The 20,175-nt window shown below is 67.5% G+C and carries 23 protein-coding genes and 2 riboswitches; of the genes, 15 read left to right on the top strand and 8 right to left on the bottom strand.

Translation table 11 applies throughout. The annotated features are described in order from the left end of the window. Positions 1-78 precede the first annotated feature (78 nt). From ACW17W_RS10715 to scpB, 4 genes are read left to right on the top strand one after another with little or no spacing between them, the layout of a single operon-like run. Positions 79-855: an SPOR domain-containing protein gene (locus ACW17W_RS10715; RefSeq protein ID WP_492076860.1), complete on the top strand. Its 777-nt coding sequence runs from the start codon at positions 79-81 to the stop codon at positions 853-855. Positions 856-858: 3 nt separating this feature from the next. Further along, positions 859-1,911, top strand: a complete 1,053-nt coding sequence (gene nagZ / locus ACW17W_RS10710; protein WP_492076859.1) for a beta-N-acetylhexosaminidase — start codon at positions 859-861, stop codon at positions 1,909-1,911. Beyond that, on the top strand, positions 1,908-2,732 hold the full coding sequence (locus ACW17W_RS10705; protein WP_492076858.1) for a segregation and condensation protein A: 825 nt from the start codon (positions 1,908-1,910) through the stop codon (positions 2,730-2,732). The genes nagZ and ACW17W_RS10705 overlap by 4 nt, the downstream gene beginning before the upstream one ends. A gap of 10 nt (positions 2,733-2,742) precedes the next feature. Beyond that, complete coding sequence (scpB, locus tag ACW17W_RS10700; protein ID WP_492076857.1) at positions 2,743-3,399, top strand: SMC-Scp complex subunit ScpB; 657 nt, start codon at positions 2,743-2,745, stop codon at positions 3,397-3,399. 189 nt (positions 3,400-3,588) lie between these two features. Here the strand turns inward: scpB and ispH are convergent, their stop codons facing one another. Next, positions 3,589-4,548: a 4-hydroxy-3-methylbut-2-enyl diphosphate reductase gene (gene ispH, locus ACW17W_RS10695; RefSeq protein ID WP_492076856.1), complete on the bottom strand. Its 960-nt coding sequence runs from the start codon at positions 4,546-4,548 to the stop codon at positions 3,589-3,591. Between the two features lie 166 nt (positions 4,549-4,714). On the opposite strand from ispH, the gene ACW17W_RS10690 reads away from it, so the two are divergent. From ACW17W_RS10690 to ACW17W_RS10670, 5 genes are read left to right on the top strand one after another with little or no spacing between them, the layout of a single operon-like run. Continuing rightward, positions 4,715-5,398, top strand: a complete 684-nt coding sequence (locus ACW17W_RS10690; protein WP_492076854.1) for a Tat pathway signal sequence domain protein — start codon at positions 4,715-4,717, stop codon at positions 5,396-5,398. Then, positions 5,395-7,197 carry an arginine--tRNA ligase gene (gene argS, locus ACW17W_RS10685; RefSeq protein WP_492076853.1) on the top strand — a complete coding sequence of 601 codons (1,803 nt, stop codon included), beginning with the start codon at positions 5,395-5,397 and terminating at the stop codon, positions 7,195-7,197. Before ACW17W_RS10690 ends, argS begins: the two co-directional genes overlap by 4 nt. 50 nt (positions 7,198-7,247) lie before the next feature. Continuing rightward, positions 7,248-7,484, top strand: a complete 237-nt coding sequence (locus ACW17W_RS10680; RefSeq protein WP_492076852.1) for a FitA-like ribbon-helix-helix domain-containing protein — start codon at positions 7,248-7,250, stop codon at positions 7,482-7,484. After that, positions 7,481-7,912, top strand: coding sequence for a type II toxin-antitoxin system VapC family toxin (locus ACW17W_RS10675; RefSeq protein WP_492076851.1), 432 nt, complete (start codon positions 7,481-7,483; stop codon positions 7,910-7,912). Before ACW17W_RS10680 ends, ACW17W_RS10675 begins: the two co-directional genes overlap by 4 nt. Beyond that, positions 7,902-8,918: an adenosine deaminase gene (locus ACW17W_RS10670; RefSeq protein WP_492076850.1), complete on the top strand. Its 1,017-nt coding sequence runs from the start codon at positions 7,902-7,904 to the stop codon at positions 8,916-8,918. The genes ACW17W_RS10675 and ACW17W_RS10670 overlap by 11 nt, the downstream gene beginning before the upstream one ends. Here the strand turns inward: ACW17W_RS10670 and ACW17W_RS10665 are convergent. Further along, positions 8,900-9,874, bottom strand: a complete 975-nt coding sequence (locus ACW17W_RS10665; protein ID WP_492076849.1) for a class 1 fructose-bisphosphatase — start codon at positions 9,872-9,874, stop codon at positions 8,900-8,902. The two genes, ACW17W_RS10670 and ACW17W_RS10665, sit on opposite strands and share 19 nt — an antisense overlap. A 112-nt stretch (positions 9,875-9,986) precedes the next feature. Further along, positions 9,987-10,084: riboswitch (glycine riboswitch) on the top strand. A 4-nt stretch (positions 10,085-10,088) separates the two neighbouring features. Beyond that, a riboswitch (glycine riboswitch) is annotated at positions 10,089-10,189 on the top strand. A 58-nt stretch (positions 10,190-10,247) separates the two neighbouring features. Between ACW17W_RS10665 and gcvT the strand changes: the two genes are divergently transcribed. The 6 genes from gcvT (at position 10,248) to ACW17W_RS10635 (ending at position 16,222) form a co-directional block, all read left to right on the top strand. Further along, a complete protein-coding gene (gene gcvT, locus ACW17W_RS10660; RefSeq protein WP_492076848.1) occupies positions 10,248-11,375 on the top strand; it encodes a glycine cleavage system aminomethyltransferase GcvT in 1,128 nt (375 codons plus the stop codon). A gap of 140 nt (positions 11,376-11,515) precedes the next feature. Then, positions 11,516-11,881, top strand: a complete 366-nt coding sequence (gene gcvH, locus ACW17W_RS10655; protein WP_492076847.1) for a glycine cleavage system protein GcvH — start codon at positions 11,516-11,518, stop codon at positions 11,879-11,881. A gap of 131 nt (positions 11,882-12,012) precedes the next feature. Next, entirely contained in the window at positions 12,013-13,359 is a 1,347-nt protein-coding gene (gene gcvPA, locus ACW17W_RS10650; RefSeq protein WP_492076845.1) for an aminomethyl-transferring glycine dehydrogenase subunit GcvPA, read from the top strand. 11 nt (positions 13,360-13,370) lie between these two features. After that, positions 13,371-14,939 carry an aminomethyl-transferring glycine dehydrogenase subunit GcvPB gene (gene gcvPB, locus ACW17W_RS10645; protein WP_492076844.1) on the top strand — a complete coding sequence of 523 codons (1,569 nt, stop codon included), beginning with the start codon at positions 13,371-13,373 and terminating at the stop codon, positions 14,937-14,939. Positions 14,940-15,168: 229 nt separating this feature from the next. Further along, positions 15,169-15,615 carry a PGPGW domain-containing protein gene (locus ACW17W_RS10640; protein ID WP_492076842.1) on the top strand — a complete coding sequence of 149 codons (447 nt, stop codon included), beginning with the start codon at positions 15,169-15,171 and terminating at the stop codon, positions 15,613-15,615. 136 nt (positions 15,616-15,751) lie between these two features. Next, positions 15,752-16,222, top strand: a complete 471-nt coding sequence (locus ACW17W_RS10635) for a DUF6789 family protein (protein ID WP_492076840.1) — start codon at positions 15,752-15,754, stop codon at positions 16,220-16,222. A gap of 56 nt (positions 16,223-16,278) precedes the next feature. On the opposite strand, the gene ACW17W_RS10630 is transcribed toward ACW17W_RS10635, so the two are convergent. The 6 genes from ACW17W_RS10630 to queA form a co-directional block, all read right to left on the bottom strand. Beyond that, positions 16,279-16,794, bottom strand: a complete 516-nt coding sequence (locus tag ACW17W_RS10630; RefSeq protein ID WP_492076839.1) for a F0F1 ATP synthase subunit B — start codon at positions 16,792-16,794, stop codon at positions 16,279-16,281. Further along, positions 16,794-17,348 (bottom strand): F0F1 ATP synthase subunit B family protein, encoded by a 555-nt coding sequence (locus ACW17W_RS10625; protein WP_492076838.1) that lies wholly within the window; start codon positions 17,346-17,348, stop codon positions 16,794-16,796. Before ACW17W_RS10625 ends, ACW17W_RS10630 begins: the two co-directional genes overlap by 1 nt. A gap of 80 nt (positions 17,349-17,428) precedes the next feature. Beyond that, positions 17,429-17,653 carry a F0F1 ATP synthase subunit C gene (locus ACW17W_RS10620; protein ID WP_054766272.1) on the bottom strand — a complete coding sequence of 75 codons (225 nt, stop codon included), beginning with the start codon at positions 17,651-17,653 and terminating at the stop codon, positions 17,429-17,431. A 61-nt stretch (positions 17,654-17,714) separates the two neighbouring features. Next, positions 17,715-18,503, bottom strand: a complete 789-nt coding sequence (locus tag ACW17W_RS10615; RefSeq protein ID WP_492076836.1) for a F0F1 ATP synthase subunit A — start codon at positions 18,501-18,503, stop codon at positions 17,715-17,717. A 3-nt stretch (positions 18,504-18,506) separates the two neighbouring features. Further along, a complete protein-coding gene (locus tag ACW17W_RS10610) occupies positions 18,507-18,872 on the bottom strand; it encodes an AtpZ/AtpI family protein (protein WP_492076835.1) in 366 nt (121 codons plus the stop codon). Between the two features lie 176 nt (positions 18,873-19,048). Beyond that, positions 19,049-20,134 (bottom strand): tRNA preQ1(34) S-adenosylmethionine ribosyltransferase-isomerase QueA, encoded by a 1,086-nt coding sequence (gene queA / locus ACW17W_RS10605; RefSeq protein ID WP_492076834.1) that lies wholly within the window; start codon positions 20,132-20,134, stop codon positions 19,049-19,051. Between the last annotated feature and the right edge of the window lie 41 nt (positions 20,135-20,175).

Below are 20,175 nucleotides of genomic sequence, written 5' to 3'. Positions count from 1 at the left end.
CGTCTGGGCCCCGACACGCGCTAGTGTGCGTGTCCGCGCGTTGATTCGTGCGGAGCCCCAGCGCAGAGGCCGATCCCCATGTCCCACGACGACAATTCCCGCGGAAAAGACGCGCCGGACCGCGGCGCCTATACGCCGCCGACCGACGACGACCTGCCGTTCACGCGTGGCGGGTTCGACGCCCGGCGCACCCCGGCCTCCAAGGCGCCGCCCGTCACCCTGATCGTCAGCGCGGCGGTCCTGCTGGTGCTGATCATCGCCGTGGTCCTGTTCTACCGCTCGGGCCTGCGCGCGTCGGAAGATGTTCCGCCGGCCGTAGGGAACCCGGTCGGCCAGCTGAAGGTCGAGGCGCCGATGGACGCCCAGCCGGTCGACATGAACGCCGATGTCCAGGTCTATCGCGGCAGTGCGGATGCTGACGCCGCCGATCCCCAATTCACCCCGCCGCCCGAGGCGGTCCAGCCGCGTCCGGCGCCCAAGGCCTTGCCGCCGGTCCAGGCCGAACTGCCGGCGGCCCCGCGTCCGGTCCAGTCTGACCGTCAGGATACGGCCGGACCCGCGCCAGTCGCCCGGCCGACGCCGGCTCCCGCGACCCCGTCGACAGCGGCGGCCACCGGATCGTCTGCGGTCCAGATCGGGGCCTTCTCCTCGACGGCCATCGCCGATCGTGAGTTTTCTGCGGTTGCGGCGCGGTTCCCCCAGTTCGCCCGGGGCGCCCAGAAGCGGGTGCAGGAGGTGACGGCCTCCAACGGCTCGACCGTCTATCGCACGACCTTCTATGGTCTGAGCCGCGAGCGGGCCCAGGCCTTCTGTGCGGCGATCAAGGCCGCCGGCGACGACTGTCTGGTGCGATAGGTCGTGACGACAGCGGCCATCTACGGCTGTTTCGGCCCCACGCTCGGCGAAGAGGAGCGCGCATTCTTTGCAGAGCAGAAGCCGTGGGGTTTCATCCTCTTCCGGCGCAACGTGGAGAGCCCGGATCAGGTTCTGCGCCTGACCGAGGCCCTGCGCGACAGCGTCGGTTGGGAGGCGCCGATCCTGATCGATCAGGAGGGCGGCCGGGTTCAGAGGCTGGGGCCGCCGCACTGGTCGAAATACCCGCCCGGCGAGGCCTATCTGAAGGCCACGAACGATCCCCTGACCGCACGTGAGCTGGCCCGGCTTGGCGGCCGGCTGATGGCGCATGATCTCAAGGCGGTCGGGATCAATGTGGACTGCGCCCCGGTGCTGGACGTGCCGGTGCCCGGCGCCCACGACATCATCGGCGACCGCGCCCTGGCCCATGATCCGGCCCTGGTCGCCCAGCTGGGTCGGGCCCAGGCCGAGGGGCTGCTGGCGGGCGGGGTCCTGCCGGTGATCAAACATATGCCGGGCCATGGGCGGGCCTTTGGCGACAGCCACAAGGAACTGCCGACCGTCCATGCCGATCTGGACACGCTGGACGCCTGGGACTTTGCCCCGTTCAAGGCCCTGTCGGACATGCCGATCGGGATGACGGCCCATATCGTCTTCACCGCCATCGACAAAAAGCGGCCGGCGACCCAGTCGAAAAAGGCGATCAGGCTGATCCGCGAACGGCTCGGTTTCGGCGGCCTGCTGCTGTCCGACGACCTGTGTATGAACGCCCTGTCCGGGACCTTGACCGAGCGGGCCGAAAAGTCGCTGAAGGCGGGCTGCGATCTGGTCATCCACTGGACCGGCGATCTGGCCGAGATGCGTCAGGTGGCCGAGGGCGTCGGCGAGCTGAAGGGCGGGGCGGCGCGGCGGGCCGGGGCGGCCCTGGCCCGGATCGTCCACACGCCTGAGCCGCTGGACCTGCGCGAGGCGCGCAGCCGGTTTGACGCCATGCTGGCGGGGCGGCTGACGGCGGCGAAGGGGCCGGATGTCGGGGAGTCGCAGGCGCTGCCATGACCGAAGCCTTCCAGCCCAATCTGGATTTCACCGCCGTCGAGGCCGTCGACGACCGTGAGGCCTTTGTGGTGGATCTGGACGGCTATGAAGGGCCGTTGCATGTCCTTCTGGCCCTGGCGCGGACCCAGAAGGTCGATCTTCTGAAGCTGTCGATCACGAAACTGGCCGAACAGTATCTGTTGTTCGTGCATGAGGCGCGGCGGCGGAATTTCTCGCTGGCGGCCGACTATCTGGTGATGGCGTCCTGGCTGGCCTATCTGAAGTCGCGCCTGCTGTTGCCGCGCACGGAAAAGGGCAAGGCCGATGAGCCGCCGGCCGAACAGATGGCGGCGGCCCTGGCCTTCCGCCTGCAGAAGCTGGAGGCCATGCGAAAGGCGGCCGACGCCCTGCTGGAGCGGCCTCAGTTGAAGCGCGACGTGTTCACGCGCGGCGATCCTGAGGCCACGGTCATCGTGCCGTCCGACCGGATCGACGCCAGCCTGTATGAGCTGATGTCGGCCTATGTGACCCAGAGGCGGCGGGAACAGGCCCGGCACTATAACCCCGGCCAGAGGGTCGAGGCCTTCGCCCTGGAGGCTGCGCGCGACTGGCTGCGCGAGGTCCTGCCGCGGCTCGAAAGCTGGACTCCGCTGGACCGTGTGGCGCCCGAACGCGATCCCGAAGGCGAGGGACCCAGTCAGGCCAGCTATATCGCCTCCACGCTTTCGGCCAGTCTGGAGCTGGTCAAGGAGGGGGCGATGGACGTCAAACAGGCCGGGGCGTTTGACGATATCTGGTTGAAGCGGCGCGGGCAGGGCCGGCCGCTGGAACTGACGCCATGACGGGTGACCTGTGAGCCTCGACTTCACCCCCGACCTGGCCGAGATCGAGCGCCGCGTGGAGGCCCTGTTGTTCGCCGCCGCTGGCCCACTGTCGCTGGTCGAGATCGCCCGCCGCCTGCCCGAGGGTGCCGACGCCGCTGCCGCCGTGGCGGGGCTTCAGGCCCGCTATGAGGGACGAGGCGTCGTGCTGGACTGCGTCGCCGACCGGTGGCGTTTCCGCACGGCCGAGGATCTCGGCTTCCTGATGACCGAGGAACGGGAAGAGCCGCGCCGCCTGTCCAAGGCCGCGCTGGAGACCCTGGCCATCATCGCCTACCACCAGCCGGTCACCCGCGCCGAGATCGAGAGCGTGCGCGGGGTGTCCATCTCCAGGGGGACGCTGGACCTGTTGCTGGAGATGGGGTTCGTGCGGCTGCGCGGACGCCGGCGCACGCCGGGCCGGCCGGTGACCTATGCCACCGCCGACCGGTTCCTGGAGCATTTCGGACTGGCTCGGCTGGATGATCTGCCGGGCGTGGCGGAGATGAAGGCCGCGGGCCTGCTGGACCTGTCGCTGCCCGCCGGGTTTGAGGCGCCGGACCCATCCCGCGCCCTCGACGCCGACGACGAGGACCCGGTCGAGGAGGGCGATGCGCCCGAGTTCGCCCAGGATTTCGTGGGGGAGTAGCTTTTCCTCCCCGCCCGCAGGGTGGGGAGGTGGCGCGGCGGCCGCTTGGCCGACGTTACGGAGGGGGCGATCGGGCGTTTGACGTCGCGCACAGCAGGCTGAATCTCCGGCATCGAGTCGCCCCCTCCGTCACGGCGCAAGTGCGCCGCGCCACCTCCCCATCGCTGCGCGACGGGGAGGACAGGGTCGTCAAACCGTCAGCGCCCTCGGCAGTTTGAAGGTCACCGTCTCCTGCTCGCCCGGGTCGTCGGTCAGGGTCATGACGAACCGCTCGCCGATAGCGGTGATCAGGGCCTGGATCAGGGGTTCGGGGGCCGAGGCGCCGGCGGTGATGCCGACGGTGGAGACGCCGTCGAACCAGCGCCAGTCGACCTGGGTCGCATCGTCGACCAGTTTGGCCGAGCCGGCGCCGGCCCGCATGGCGACCTCGACCAGTCGCACCGAGTTGGAACTGTTCGGCGACCCGACCACCAGAACCAGATCGGAACCGTCGGCCAGTTGCTTGACCGCCTCCTGACGGTTGGTGGTCGCGTAGCAGATGTCTTCCTTGTGCGGGTCGGGCAGTTCGGGGAAGCGATCCTTGAGCGTCCGCACGATCTCGGCGGTGTCGTCCAGAGACAGGGTGGTCTGGGTGGCGTAGGCCAGAGGTTGTTCACCGGGGCGCTGGACGGCGGCGGCGTCTTCCACCGTCTCGATCAGGGTGATGGAGCCCTCGGGCAGCTGGCCCATGGTGCCGATCACCTCAGGGTGGCCGGCATGGCCGATCAGCAGGATGTGGCGGCCGGCGGCGTGGTGGCGTTCGGCCTCGACATGGACCTTGCTGACCAGGGGGCAGGTGGCGTCGAGGAACATCATCCGGCGCTGGCGGGCCGCCGCCGGCACGGCCTTTGGCACGCCGTGGGCCGAGAAGACGACGGGCCGGTCGTCGGGGCATTCGTCCAGTTCACGCACGAAGACTGCGCCCAGCGACTTGAGACGTTCGACCACATGTTTGTTGTGGACGATCTCGTGGCGGACATAGACGGGGGCGCCGAAGCGTTCGATCGCGCGCTCCACGATCTGGATGGCGCGATCCACGCCGGCGCAGAATCCGCGCGGTGTGGCCAGACGGACGGTCAGCGGGCGTTTGATCGGCATTACGGCGTTCATGACCGTAATCTAGTCGTTCGCGCCGTGCGCCGCCACGGAAACCGCCGTTCCGGCCTCTGGCGGTTTGCCGCGCCTCGCTTTAGCCGCTATCAGCACCCAGCGTAACCGGGTCGCGCGCCCCTGTGCCGGCTCGCGAACCCCTTTCGATTGCCGGAAAACGTCCCTGATGCGTCGCGTCCTTGCCTCTGCCCTTGCGCTCCTTTCCGCCGTCTCGGTGGTGTCTGTCTTCGCGCCGTCTGCGGCCGAGGCCCAGTCCCAGCAGCGCCAGCGTCCCGGTCAGGGGCCTGCCCAGGGTCAGGATGAGGAGCAGGGCGAGCGCCGTCCCGCCCGGCTGGGCGTGTTGCGCCAGCGCGCCAACGCCGGCCCGTGCCCCTATGTGAAAATTCTCTATGACGCCGCCCGTTATGTGGAGATGGCCGACAATCGCCCGGCCCTGGCCAATATCGGCTATACCGGCGAAATCCAGGGCGTGTCCTCGGGCTGCAGCTATCGCGGCGATGATCCGATCAAGGTCGAGTTCGACGCCCTGTTCCACTTCGGCCGGGGCGCACAGGCGATCGAGGATCGCCGCACCTATCGCTACTGGGTCGCGGTCACCGAGCGGAATACCGCCGTTCTGGACAAACAGTATTTCGACATTCCGGTGGATTTCGAGGGTCGGCAGACGGCCTCGGCTGAAATCGAGCGGAGCGTGGTGATCCCGCGCGCCTCGACGACCGTCAGCGGCTCGAATTTCGAGATCCTGATCGGTTTCGACATCACGCCCGAGATGGCCGAGTTCAATCGGGAAGGCCGCCGGTTCCGCGTCAATGCCGGCGCTGCGGCCCCGGCTGCGCCCCCCGCCCAATGACCGACCTGAGGTCTGAACTGGGCGAAGCGGTCGCGGCCGCCTTCGCCGCCGAAGGCGTGGACCCGGCGCTGGCGCGGGTCACGACATCGGACCGGCCCGATCTGGCCGATTTCCAGTCGAACGGCGCCCTGGCCGCCGCCAAGGCGCGGAAGGCCAATCCGCGCGACCTGGCGACGCGGGTGGCCGATCGGCTGGCGGGCGATCCGCGCCTGACCTCGGTCGAGGTGGCCGGGCCGGGCTTCATCAACTTCAAACTGGCCGACGCCGCCCTGGCGGCTCGCGCGGCGGAGGTGGCGGCCGACCCGAACCACGCCGGGGCCTCGGCCGTCGCCGAACCGCGCAAGGTCGTCATCGACTATGCCGGGCCGAATGTGGCCAAGCCGATGCACGTCGGCCACCTGCGCTCATCGATCATCGGCGAAAGCCTGAAGCGGCTGTTCCGGTTCCGGGGCGATACGGTCTGGGGCGACGCCCATTTCGGCGACTGGGGCTTCCAGATGGGGCTGCTGATCGTCGCTGCGGGCGACGAGGGGAGGGCGGACGCCTTCCTCGCCGAGGGCGACGGGCCCTTCCCGAGCGAAAGCCCGGTGTCGCTGGAGGATCTGGAACGGCTCTATCCGCTGGCTGCGGGTCGGGCGAAGGAAGATGGCGACTATCGCGACCGCGCCCGCAAGGCGACGGCGGAGCTTCAGGCCGGGCGGCCCGGCTATCGCGCCCTCTGGCGGCATTTCGTCGCCGTCAGCCGCACGGCGCTGGAGCGTGAATTCGGCGCCCTGTCGGTTACCTTCGACCTCTGGAACGGCGAATCCGACGCCGATCCGCTGATGGCCGAGATGATCGCCCACCTGGAGGCGACGGGTCTGCTGGTCGAGGACGACGGCGCCCGTGTGGTCCATGTCGCCGGGCCCGGCGAGACGCGCAAGAAGAAGCTGGCCGACGGTTCGGTGGTCGAGGCGCCCAGCCCGCCGCCGCTGCTGGTCATCAGTTCCGAAGGCTCGGCCATGTATGGCACGACTGATCTGGCCACCATTCTGGACCGCCGCAAGGCCATTGATCCCGACCTGATCCTGTATGTCGTGGACGAGCGGCAGGCCGAACATTTCGAACAGGTGTTCCGCGCCGCGCGTCTGGCCGGCTATGCGGGCGAGGGGGCGCTGGAGCACCTCGGCTTCGGCACCATGAACGGAACGGACGGCAAGCCGTTCAAGACCCGGGCGGGCGGGGTGCTGAAGCTGCACGACCTGATCACCCAGGCGACGGACAAGGCGCGCGAACGGCTGAACGAGGCGCATCTGGGCGAGGACCTGTCGCCGCAAGAGTTCGAGGCCACGGCCCACCGGGTGGCCATTGCCGCGCTGAAGTTCGCCGATCTTTCGAACAGCCGGACAACGAGTTACGTCTTCGACCTCGACCGGTTCATGAGCTTCGAAGGCAAGACCGGACCCTATCTGCTGTACCAGTCGGTGCGGATCAAATCGCTCCTGAGGAAGGCCGCCGATCAGGGTCTTGGCTCCGGCGCCATTGTCATCGCCGAACCGGCCGAGCGCGATCTGGCCCTGACCCTGGACGCCTTCGACCAGGCAGTTTCCGACGCCTATGACAAGCGGATGCCGCATCTGATCGCGGAACATGCCTGGCGACTGGCCCAGTCGTTCTCGAAATTCTATGCGGCCTGTCCGGTGCTGATCGCGCCGGACGCGGCGACGAAGGCCTCGCGTCTGGCCCTGGCGAAGGCGGCGCTGGATCAGCTGGTGATCGCCCTGGACCTGCTGGGGATCGAGACGCCGGAGCGGATGTAGCGACGCCGTCTGCGGCATGATAGCATTGCTATCTCTCGTTGGAGGTCGTCATGAACATCCACATCCGTCATCTGGACGAAGCCACGGTGCAGGCGCTGAAGCAGCGTGCAGCCCGCAACGGCCGCTCGGCCGAGGCGGAGTACCGCGCCATCCTGACCGCCGCTGCAGCCGAGGAGGCCGACGGCTTCGACTGGATCCGGGTTTCCGACGACCTGCGCGCCCGGTCGGCCGGCCGTGATCATACGCCTTCTGAGGTTCTGGTCAGGGAAGGACGAGACGAGCGGTGAAGGCCGTCATCGACTCCAGCGTCGTCGTCAAATGGTTCGTAAAGGAGGAGGACGCCGAGGCGTCGCTCGACCTGCGTTTCCTGCCTCTGGCTGCGCCGGATCTGCTTGTCGTGGAATGCGCCAATGTGTTCTGGAAGAAGGTGCGCAAGGACGAGTACGCGGCCGACGACGTGGCCATGGCCATTCGCGCCATCGAACGCGCCCGCATCAGCTTGTCGCCGGCCCATGGCCTGGCCGGGCGCGCGTTCGAGATCGGCCGCGCGCTGGACCATGCGGTCTATGACTGCTTCTATCTGGCGCTGGCGGAACGCCTCGGCCTGCCGCTCATCACCGCCGACACCAAATTGGCGTCGAAAACGACACCTGACCGGACGTCGGTCCGCGTACTTGGCTTGTCGAACTGGAAGACTGTTCTGAATGCCGATTGATTTCGACGCCTTCATCGCCGGCCTGCCCAAGGCGGAGCTGCACCTGCACATCGAGGGCTCGCTGGAGCCGGAGCTGATGTTCGAACTGGCGCAGCGCAACGGGGTGTCGATCCCGTTCGACAGCGTCGAGGCGGTGCGCGCCGCCTATGACTTCTCCAACCTGCAGGACTTTCTCGACATCTATTACGCCGGGGCCAACGTCCTGCTGACGGCGAAGGATTTCGAGGATCTGGCCTTCGCCTATTTCCAGCGGGCGGCGGCGGACAGCGTGCGTCATGCCGAAATCTTCTTCGACCCCCAGACCCATACCGATCGCGGCGTGCCGTTCGGAGTGGTGGTCGAGGGGCTGATCGCCGGGATGGACCGGGCGAGGGACGAACTGGGGGTGACCTCCGGCCTGATCCTCAGTTTCCTGCGGCATCTGTCGGAGGAAGGAGCCTTCGCGACGCTGGAGCAGGCGAAGCCGTATCTGCATCATTTCATTGGGGTGGGGCTGGATTCATCGGAGGTCGGGCATCCGCCGTCGAAATTCGTGCGTGTCTTCGCGGCGGCCCGTGAGCTGGGCCTGAAGCTCTGCGCCCATGCGGGGGAGGAGGGGCCGCCCGCCTATGTGCATGAGGCGCTGGACCTGCTGAATATCGACCGGATGGACCACGGCAACCGGTCGATGGAGGACGAGGGGCTGATCGAACGGCTGGCGGCGGAACAGATGACCCTGACGGTCTGTCCCCTGTCGAACCTGAAGCTCTGCGTGGTCCATGACCTGAAGGATCACCCCGTGCCCGAGATGCTGCGGCGCGGCCTGCATGTGACCCTGAACTCGGACGACCCGGCCTATTTCGGCGGCTATGTGAACGCCAACTACAGCCGGCTGGCCGAGGCGACGGGCCTGACGCAGGGTCAGTTGACGCAGATGGCGGTCAACAGCTTCGAGGGCAGCTTCCTGCCGGAGGCCGACAAGGCCGCACGGATCGCCGAGGTCCGGGCCTACGCCTCGGCGATGTGATCGACCTCGTGGGCTGAGCCGAGGGCGACCGGGACGCGCTGGTGCAGGCGTTCAGGCATGACGTCGAGGATCGGCGCCACCCCGTCCAGGGTCGCCTTTCCCCCGGCCTGTTCGACGAGCAGGGCCATCGGATTGCCCTCGTACATCAGGCGCAGCTTGCCGGGCTTCTCGGGTTCGCGCCGGTCCCACGGATAGAGGAACACCCCCCCGCGCATCAGGATGCGGTGGACGTCGGCGACCATCGCCGCGACCCAGCGCATGTTGAAATTCTTGCCGCGCGGACCGTCGGCGCCCTCGAGGCAGGCGGCGATATAGCGCTGGACCCCCCCGGCCCAGTGGCGCTGGTTCGACATGTTGATGGCGAATTCCTGGGTGTCGGCCGGGATGCGGATGTGCGGATGGGTCAGCCGCCAGCGTCCGTCGGCGGCGAGGGTGAAGCCGGACACGCCCTGGCCCGTCGTCAGGACCAGCATGGTCTGGGGGCCATAGATGGCATAGCCCGCCGCGACCTGATGGCGGCCGGTTTGCATGAAGTCCGATTCATCCGGCGTGAGTGAGGGGGAGGCGAGGACCGAAAAGATGGTGCCGACCGGGGCGTTGATGTCGATATTGGACGAACCGTCCAGCGGGTCGAACAGGACCAGATAGCCCCCGGTCGGCGCATGGGCGGTCGGCTGGACCATGTCCATCTCTTCCGAGGCCACGCCCGCGACGAAGGGACAGGCCGAGAGGGCGTCGGTCAGCATGTCGTTGGTCATGACGTCGAGCTTTTTCTGCTCCTCGTCCTGCACATTGATTTCGCCAGAGGCGCCCAGGGCTCCGGCGAGGGCGCCGCCGGCCACCACATCGCTGATCGCAACACAGGTGCGGGCCGTAACGCCCAGAACGGCTTTCAGCCCATCCGGAATGTCGGCCGAGGCGATCCAGGCGTCGAAATCGATACAGGCGTCGGTCATACGGTCCTCGAGAGCGTGCATACGGCGTTGGGCGCGTTCTTGGCCTCCCGGGGGCTGTGTAGCAAGGGCGCAGCGGCGCTTGACTTGATGCCGGAGTCGGGGCCTTAGATCATCTGCTCTCGCGGGAGAGATCGGGACCTTTCCGGAGGACCCGGAGCCGAAGGCGCAACCGCCCCGGAAACGCTCAGGCAAACGGACCGCGAGGACATACGGACGCTGGAAAGTCACCCTTGACGGGTGCGCCGACGGAGCAAGACGCCTGCGACCCTCATACAGGGGGCAGGGCGCCGGAATCTCTCAGGCTTCAGGACAGCGGGGGCGCGAGGACGGCGGAGCTTTCCGCCTCACAACGCGACTCTGAAAGCCGGACGCCATGACTGACGAGACCCTCAAGACAACAGTCCTCAATGCTGCGCACCGCGCTCTGGGGGCCCGGATGGTCGGATTCGGCGGCTATGACATGCCGGTCCAGTATGAGGGGGTCCTGGCGGAACACCGCTGGACGCGCGAACACGCCGGCCTCTTCGACGTGTCCCACATGGGCCAGTGCCGGATCACCGGCCCGGACGCGGTCGCCCAGTTCGAGCGTTTCGTGCCGGGCGACTATGCGATCCTGAAGGAGGGCCGGCAGAAATACTCGCTGCTGCTCAACGCCGAAGGCGGGATCATGGACGACTTGATGGCGGGCAAGCCTGACCATGACGGCCTCTATGTCGTGGTCAATGCGGGCAACAAGGACGCCGACTTCGCCCATCTGAAGGCCAGTCTGTCGGGTGATGCGACGCTGACCGTCCTCGACGACCGTTCGCTGATCGCCATTCAGGGGCCGGAGGCGGCCGCCGTGATGGCGGAGCATGAGCCGGTCCTGCTGGAAATGGGCTTCATGGACGTGGCCCGCATCATGCTGTTCGGGGTCGACTGCTTCATCTCCCGCTCGGGCTACACGGGCGAGGACGGCTATGAGATTTCGGTGCCCAACGCCGAGGCCGAACGCATCTGGACCACGATTCTCGAAGACGCCCGGGTCAAGCCGATCGGTCTGGGCGCCCGTGACAGCCTGCGGCTCGAGGCCGGCCTGCCGCTGCACGGCCACGACATTGACGCCACGACCAGCCCCGTCGAGGCGGCGCTGACCTTCGCCCTGTCGAAGTCGCGGAAAGAACGGGCGGATTTCCCGGGCGCCGACCGGATCCTGAAGGAACTGACTGAAGGCCCGACCGAAGCGACCCTGGCGCGCGTTCGCGTGGGTCTGATCGTCAAGGAAGGCGCCCCGGCCCGCGAGGGCGCGGAGATCGCCGACATGGACGGAAACGTCATCGGCAAGGTCACCTCCGGCGGCCCGTCCCCGACCCTGGGCCGCAATATCGCCATGGCCTATGTGCCGCCGTCGCATGCAGCGCTCGGCACGGAACTGAAGGTCATCGTGCGCGGCAAGACCGCCGCCGCCGAGGTGATCGACATGCCCTTCGTCGCCCAACGCTACTACCGCAAACCGAAATAACCCCCTAGCCCCGTCACCCTCGGGCTTGACCCGAGGGCCGGATTGTCCGCCGCATTGCGTCGGGATCAACGCAGAGAACGTTCCGCCTCCGATCCTCGGGTCAAGCCCGAGGATGACGCGGTGGAAGATGGAGAAGAGATATGTATTTCACCAGGGACCACGAATGGGTCAGCCTCGACGGCGACATCGCCACCGTCGGCATTTCGAAGCACGCCGCCGACGCCCTGGGCGACGTGGTGTTCGTCGAGGTGCCTGAGGTCGGCAAGACCGTCGGCAAGGGCGACAGCTTCGCCGTGGTCGAGAGCGTCAAGGCCGCGTCGGACGTCTATGCCCCCGTCTCGGGCGAGGTGGTCGAGGCCAATGACGCCCTGTCGACCGCGCCGGAAACCGTCAATGCCGATCCTCAGGGGTCGGGCTGGTTCGCGAAGATCAAGGTGTCCGACGCCTCGGCGGTCGAGGGCCTGATGGATCAGGCGGCCTATGACGCCTTCCTCGCCACCCTCTAGTCTCAACCCCCTTCACCCTCTGGCCTGACCCGAGGGCAGGGCGTTCAACCGCTTGTGCGAAGATCTCGACGCACGGCCCGCACCGCATCCGATCCTCGGGTCAAGCCCGAGAATGACGGAGTGAGAAGATCATGCGCTACCTTCCCCTGACGCCCGACGACCGTACGGCGATGCTCGCCGCCATCGGCGCTTCCTCGATCGACGACCTGTTCGTGGATGTGCCCGAGGCGGCGCGGCTGGACGGGCCGGTGGACCTGCCCCGCGTGGCCGGCGAGATGGAGGTCGAACGCGCCCTGTCCGCCATGGCGGCCAGGAATGCCACGGCCGGCGCCACGCCCTTCTTCTGCGGCGCAGGGGCCTACAAGCACCACGTCCCGGCGACCGTGGACCATGTGATCCAGCGGTCGGAGTTCCTGACCAGCTACACCCCCTACCAGCCGGAAATCGCGCAGGGGACGCTGCAGTATCTCTATGAGTTCCAGACCCAGGTGGCGAACCTGACCGGGATGGAGGTGGCCAACGCCTCCCTCTATGACGGCTCGACCGCCATGGCCGAGGGCGTGCTGATGGCCACGCGGGTGACGCGCCGGAACAAGGCGGTGATCTCGGGCGGGGTCCATCCTCACTATGTCAAGGCGACCGAAACCGTGGTCCACGCCGTCGGCGTCGAGACCCAGGTTCTGGCCCCGGCGTTCGACGCCGAGGCCGCCGTGATCGATCAGATCGGTCCCGACACGGCCTGCGTCGTCGTCCAGACCCCGAACGTGTTCGGGGCGGCGACCGATGTCACGAAGATCGCCGAGGCGGCCCACGCTGCGGGCGCCCTGCTGATCGTGGTGGTCACCGAGGCGGTGTCGATGGGCCTGCTGAAATCGCCGGGCGAGATGGGCGCCGACATCGTCGCGGCCGAGGGCCAGTCGATCGGCAACGCCCTGAACTTCGGCGGACCCTATGTCGGCCTGTTCGCCACGCGCGAGAAACTGCTGCGCCAGACTCCCGGTCGCTATTGCGGCGAGACGGTGGACGCCGACGGCCGCCGCGGCTTCGTCCTGACCCTGTCGACGCGCGAACAGCATATCCGACGCGACAAGGCGACGTCGAATATCTGCACCAATTCCGGCCTCTGCACACTGGCCTTCACCATCCACATGAGCCTGCTGGGTGAGACAGGCCTGCGCAAACTGGCTCTGTTGAACCACGAGAAGGCCCTCGCCACGCGCGACGCCCTGGCCGCCATTCCGGGCGTCGAGGTGCTGACCGACCGCTTCTTCAACGAGTTCGCGGTGCGTTTGCCGAAGAACGCCGCCGAAGTGGTGGATACGCTGGCGGCCCACCACGTGCTGGCGGGCGTGCCCTACAGCCGTCTGGCGCCGGATGCCGGCATGGACGACGTCCTGCTGGTCGCCGCGACCGAGACGACGCTGGATGCGGACATCCAGATTCTCGCCAAGTCCCTGTCCAAAGTCCTGGCCGCCTGAGGAATATGACGATGAGCACCATGAACACCGTCGGCCGCCCGACCACCCCCAACGCAGTCGAAACCAAACCCGCCACCCTGACCGGCGCGCGGGGCCTGTTGCAGGACGAGGCCCTGATCTTCGAGGGCGAGGGCTGGGGCAAGACCGGCGTCGACCTGCCGGAACCGAAGACCGACGGTTCCGACCTCGGTGACCTGGTCCGGCGCGACCCGATCGGCCTGCCGGGCCTGTCGGAGCCGGAGACGATGCGTCACTATGTGCGGCTGTCGCAGAAGAACCACGCCATCGACCTGGCCATCTATCCGCTGGGCTCGTGCACGATGAAGCACAATCCGCGCCTGAACGAGAAGATGGCGCGCCTGGCCGGCTTCTCGGACATCCACCCGCTGCAGCCGATCTCGACGGTGCAGGGCGCGCTGGAGCTGATGGACACCCTGGCCCACTGGCTGAAGACCCTGACCGGCATGCCCGCCGTCGCCCTGTCGCCCAAGGCCGGCGCCCATGGCGAGCTGTGCGGCCTGATGGCCATTCGCGCGGCCCACGAGGCCTCGGGCCAGCATGAGAAGCGCCGCAAGGTGCTGGTGCCCACCAGCGCCCATGGCACCAACCCGGCCACGGCTGCCTTCGTCGGCTACACCGTCGTGGAAGTGGCCCAGACCGAGGACGGGCGGGTCGATGTGGCCGATCTGGCCGCCAAGCTGGGCGACGACGTGGCGGCCATCATGGTGACCAACCCCAACACCTGCGGCCTGTTCGAGCGCGACATCCTGGAAATCAGCCGTCTGACGCACGAGGCGGGCGCATACTTCTATTGCGACGGCGCCAACTTCAACGCCATCGTCGGCCGGGTTCGTCCGGGCGATCTGGGCGTCGACGCGATGCACATCAACCTGCACAAGACCTTTTCGACCCCCCACGGCGGCGGCGGTCCTGGCGCGGGGCCGGTCGTGCTGTCCGAGGCCCTGGCGCCCTTCGCGCCTGCCCCCTGGGTCGTGCACGACGCCGACGGCTATCGCCTGATCGAGCGGGAGGAGGGCGACGCAGCCCAGGCCTTCGGCCGTCTGTGCGCCTTCCAGGGCCAGATGGGCATGTATGTGCGCGCCCTGTCCTACATGATGTCGCACGGCGCTGACGGGCTGCGTCAGGTGGCCGAGGATGCGGTGCTGAACGCCAACTATATCAAGGCCCGCCTGTCGGACCTGATGTCGGCCGCCTTCCCCGACGGTCCCTGCATGCACGAGGCCCTGTTCGACGACGAATGGCTGAAGGGCACGGACATCACCACGCTGGACTTCGCCAAGGCGATGATCGACGAGGGCTTCCACCCGATGACCATGTATTTCCCCCTGGTGGTGCATGGGGCCATGCTGATCGAGCCGACCGAAACCGAGTCCAAGGCCGAGCTGGACCGCTTCATCCACGCCATGCGCGCGCTGGCCGAGGCGGCGAAAGCCGGCGACGTCGACCGCTTCAAGGGCGCGCCCTTCCATGCGCCGATGAAGCGGCTGGACGAAACCCGGGCCGCCCGCTCCCCGCGTCTGCGGTGGGTCGCGCCGGAAGGCTCCAACCAGGCCGCCTGATCCGGGATACCCGCCCCCCGGATCAGGGGAGGGGGACAAAGCCCGATACCGCCGCGCCGCCCGCCGTGTCACCAAAGACACGGCGGGCGTGTTCAATTCGGATCATGACCAAACCTTCACCGTTCAGCCTCCGTTCAGCCACCGAAGCAGATTGTAAACACCGTTGTGGCAGGGTCGCCACGGTCGGGACGAATGCGCCCGGTCGTGGAGCCGGTGAAGACCGGCGGCGTTGTCAGACAAGGCCTTCCTTTTCTTCTCCGGTATCCTCGTGACCCTCGCGCCCGCCCTTTCCGGCCTCCAGTCCCGCCCGCTCCCGGGCGGCCTTTTTCGCTGGCTGAAGCGCAGTTCGCTGATGGCGCTCGGGGTTCTGGTGGTGATCGCCGGGATCCTGATTGCGCCGCTGCCGGGCCCCGGCGGGGTGCCAGTGATCGCGCTCGGGCTCGTGCTGATCCTGAAGAGCTCCTACCGGGCCAAAAGGGTGTTCATCCGGGCCCAGTATGCGCGGCCGCGCTGGGTCTATCCGTTCCGCCGTCTGTTGCGCCGCAACCCGGAGTTCGGCACTGTGTTCTGGCAGCAGGCATTGCGGGCCGAGAAAATGGTCCTGCGTCGCCGGCGCAGACCCCTGATCCGGCTGAGGAAAAAGCTCCGCCGCCTGTGGCGCAGGGCTTTCGGCTGATTTCTGTGCAGTGCGAAGTCGCATTCGCGAAACACGGTGTTGTGAAATATCAATCCTGACCATCGCCCCGCGACAGGCGTAGCCTCCCCCTGCGTTATCGGAACGAACACAGGCGTTGGGAGGCGCTATCGTTATGATGTCACGCGTACAAAAAGGCATGATGGCCGGCCTGGCGGCCACCGTCGTGGTTACGGGACTGGAGGCCGTGAATATGGTCGCCGGTCCCTGGTTCACCCCGTTTCCGAACATCCTCGCCCATATGATCGGCATGGACGGCACGCCGGCCGCCGGCTGGGTCGCTCATGTTCTGGTCGGGACAGTCGTTCTGGGGGCGTTGTTCGGGGCGCTGTGCCCCAGACTGCCGACCGACACCTTCGCCACCAAGGGCATCGCCTTCGCCGTCGGGGCCTTTGTGGTGCTGATGACCGGGATTTTCCTGATCGGAGATCGCCAGACCTTTTCGGGCGACGGCGGATTTGGCGTCGTGGCCTGGCTGCTGATCACCAATGTGGTGTTCGGCATCGTCATGGGGCTGGTCTATGGCCGGCTGGTCGAGCGCGAGAAGCGCATGGCCCGCGAGATGGCCAGCGGCATACCGGCGCACTGAACGAAAAAGGCCCCGCAGCGGAACTGCGGGGCCTGATCGCTTGAACGCCTGAGGCTCTAGTTCAGCCGGGGCCCGATCTGGGCGATGGCGGCGTCGAGCAGCGGATCGCTCTTCTGACCCGAAACGCGGGCGGTCAGGATCTGCTCGGCGTGACGCACGGCCAGATCGGCGGCGGCGGCTTTCACGTCCGTCGCGGCCTGGGCCTCGGCCTGGGCGATGCGGCGCTCGGCCAGGGCCTGACGGCGGGCGAGCGTCTCTTCCAGCCTGGCCATGGCCTCGATTTCCATGGTGCGGGCGTCGGCCTCTGCGGCCTTCAGCATGTCAGCGGCCTGGGCCTCGGCCTCGACCTTCTCGGTGCGGATCTGGGCGAGCAGGGCCTCGGCCTCGGCGCGCAGACGGGCAGCCTCGTCGAGGTCCGCCTGAATTTTGGCGGCCTTGGCGTCCAGCTGGCCGCCGACCAGCTTCGGCACGCCGGCGGCGACCAGAATGGCGAAGAAGATCAGCAGGCCGATGCCGACCCAGATCTCGGCGCTCGCCCAGCTCCAGATGCCGTTCTCGAAGATCAGGTTCATCAGGCGGTTCCCTTGGCGGCGGAGAGTTCAGCGGCCGTGGCCGCCTTGCCCGTCAGGTGCTCGATGATCGTGGCTGTCGTCTCGGCGGCGATGCCGGCGACATTGGCCATGGCGGCGTCGCGCGTTTTGGCGATGGCGGCCTCCGCCGTTTCGATGCGGGCATTGACCTCGGCCTCCTGAGCGGCGGCGCGGGCGTTGGCGTCCTCGGTGACCCGGGCCTTGGCGGCGGCGGCGAGACTGCGGGACTCGGCGCGGGCGCGGGCCACATCCGCCTTGGCGGCGGCGGCCTGTTCGGCGGCCTCGGCCTGGACCCGGCGGGCGGTCTCCACAGCGGTTGAAATGGTGGCGGCGCGTTCGGCCATGACCCGGCGCAGACGCGGGGCGAAGACCCTGGCGATCAGGATGTACAGGGCGACGAACAGGATCAGCAGATAGCCGATCTGGCCAGCCCAGTGCTCGGTCTGGAACTGCGGCAGGCCGCCGCCGCCGTGGCCTTCGGCCTCGGTCGTGGTCGCGTGGGCGCCGTGCGCGTCGTCAGGTGTAGGAGCGGCCATTGTGTCCGTTCTTGCAGAAATTCAGCAGGCTGACCGCGGCCCCGGTACCGGGGCCGCGGTCGCCGGAAACGCCTGAAGGATCAGGAGTTCAGGATCAGGATGCCCAGCACGAAGGCCAGAATGCCGAGGGCTTCGGCCAGGGCCGCGCCCACGAACAGGTTGCCGACTTGCGAGGCGGCGGCCGACGGGTTGCGCAGGGCGCCGTTCAGGAAGTTGGCGAAGATATTGCCCACGCCGATCGCCGAGCCGATCATGCCGAGGGTGGCCAGGCCGGCGCCGATGTATTTTGCGGCTTCAGCTTCCATGGTGAGTATCCTTGTTCAGTCAGGGTGGGTTGGAAGTAAGGGAGTTCGGACTGGTCCGGCCTTAGTGGCCATGGCCCAGATTGACCACATCATTGAGATAGATGCTGGCCAGAACGGCGAAGACGAACGCCTGAAGAAAGGCGACGAGAAACTCGAGTGCGGTCAGGGCCACGACCATGGTCATCGACAGGGCGGCGACCGGGAGGCCGAACAGTCCCAGACCCTCACCGGCGATGGCGCCGGCGCCCAGGGCCACGACGAAGCCGGCGAAGATCTTCAGCGCCACGTGGCCGCCCAGCATGTTTCCGAACAGACGAAGGGCGAGGGTCACAGGTCGCAGCAGGAAGGACAGGAACTCGATCGCGCCCACGACCGGACGCAGCACCAGCGGGGCGCTCATCGGCCAGAACAGTTTGAAGAAGCCCAGACCGTTGCGCGCCAAGCCGACGCCGATGACCAGCAGGATGGTCAGGGCGGCGAAGGTGACGGTCACTGCCAGTTGCGACGTGGCGGTAAAGCTGAGGAACATCCCGAGGAGGTTCATGCCCAGCACCAGCATGAAGAGGCTGAAGACGAAGGGGAAATAGCGACGGCCCTCATGGCCGATGATCGAATCGGTCACGCCGTCGATCATCCCGAACAGGCTTTCACCGGCGGCCTGCAGGCGGCCGGGCACCACGCGGGCGCCGGACGTGACGGCGAAGAGGAACGCCACAATAGCGAGGAACGCCACCGTCATGGCGATATGCGAATTCGTCACCGCCAGATCGGTGTGACCGAACAGCGGCAGGGTGACGTCAGGCAGGTCGATGACCTTCTGAATCTGGAACTGGTGAATCGGATCGGCCAAAGCCTATCGCTCCTCGTCTTCTTCGTCATCGAAGGGGATCGATCGGGGTTGGACCCCGCTCGCCTTCGCCTGCGCCATCAGCCGGTTGGCTGTGCGACGCGCCATGTAAATCGACAGGGCGAAGCCCAGAAGGACGCCGCCGATCAGTCCCCACGGATTGGTCCCGAACAGTCGGTCCGCACCGAAACCCAGCCCCAGTCCCAGAAAAACGCCGCCGAGAAGCTCGGCGATGATCTTGTAGGCCTCGCTCGAAACCGCATGGCCCGCGAGGGCTTCAGACGTCTTCGGCGCCGTGCTCGCCTCCAGGGAGGACGCGCGATCGTTAAGGCGTTTGATCGCCTCTTCGCGCGATTCCCGGGAACTGGACATGGGTTGTGTTGCTCAGCGTCCCGGAAGCCCCGGAACAGGTCTGAATTCGGCGCGGAACCTATAGCCGGGATGGAGTTTGGTCAAGGCATGTTACAGCGCAATCAACTCTTTGATTAGACTAAAGTTTATGCCGACAGCGCAGGGCTGTGGCGATGCGCCGCCGCAGGCTGGCGGGATCAGCGGCGAAACAGCAGCGATCCGTCGCCGTAGGAATAGAACCGGTATCCCCCTGCGATGGCGTGGGCGTAGGCGGTCTTCATTGTCTCCTGGCCGGCGAAGGCGCTGACCAGCATGAACAGGGTGGAGCGGGGCAGGTGGAAATTGGTCACCAGCACATCCACGGCGCGGAAGTCGTAGCCGGGGGTGATGAAGATGGCGGTGTCGCCGTGGAAGGGGCGGATCTCGCCGGCCTCGGTCGCAGCGGATTCCAGCAGGCGCAGCGAGGTGGTGCCGACGCAGACGATGCGGCCGCCGGCGGCGTGGACGGCGTTCAGGGCGGCGGCGGTCTCGGGCGAGACCTCGCCCCATTCCGAGTGCATCCTGTGATCGGCCAGGTCGTCCGCCTTGACCGGCAGGAAGGTTCCGGCGCCCACATGCAGGGTGACCGCATGGGTCGATACGCCGCGGGCCCGGATCGCCGCGAGCAGGGCCGGGGTGAAGTGCAGGCCCGCTGTAGGGGCGGCGACCGAGCCGTCATGCTCCGCGAAGACGGTCTGGTAGTCCGAGCGGTCGCGGTCGTCCTCTGGCCGTTTGGCGGCGATATAGGGGGGCAGGGGCATGACCCCCACGTCGCGGATGGCGTCGTCCAGGGCCGGGCCGGACAGGTCGAACTTCAGGGTGATCAGGCCGTCGTCGCCCTTGTCGGCCACGGTGGCGTCGAGACGGCCCAGGTCGCAGGCGGCGTCGGCGGAGGGGGCGAAGCGGATTCTGTCGCCCGGCTTGATGCGCTTGCCCGGCTTCATGAAGGCGGACCAGACGTCGGGGGCGTCGCGGTGGTGAAGCGTGGCCTCGACCGCAACCGTCAGAGTCTCGCCGTCCGGGCTGATGCGTTCGCGCGCACCCGACAGCCGCGCCGGGATCACCCGGGTGTCGTTGAACACCAGGGCGTCGCCGGGGCGAAGGAATTCCGGCATGTCGCGCATGATCCGGTCGGACAGGTCGCCGCCGTCCGCCACCAGCATCCGCGCGCTGTCGCGCGGGTCAGCGGGACGCAGGGCGATGCGGTCCTCGGGCAGGTCGAAGTCGAAATCGGCGGTCTTCATCAGGGGGCGCAAAGGCCATGCAAGCCCCTCCGGGTCAAGGC

The sequence above is a fragment of the Brevundimonas sp. FV1ye29L genome, assembly GCF_058681095.1.
This window is presented reverse-complemented; position numbering and strand designations above follow the sequence as displayed.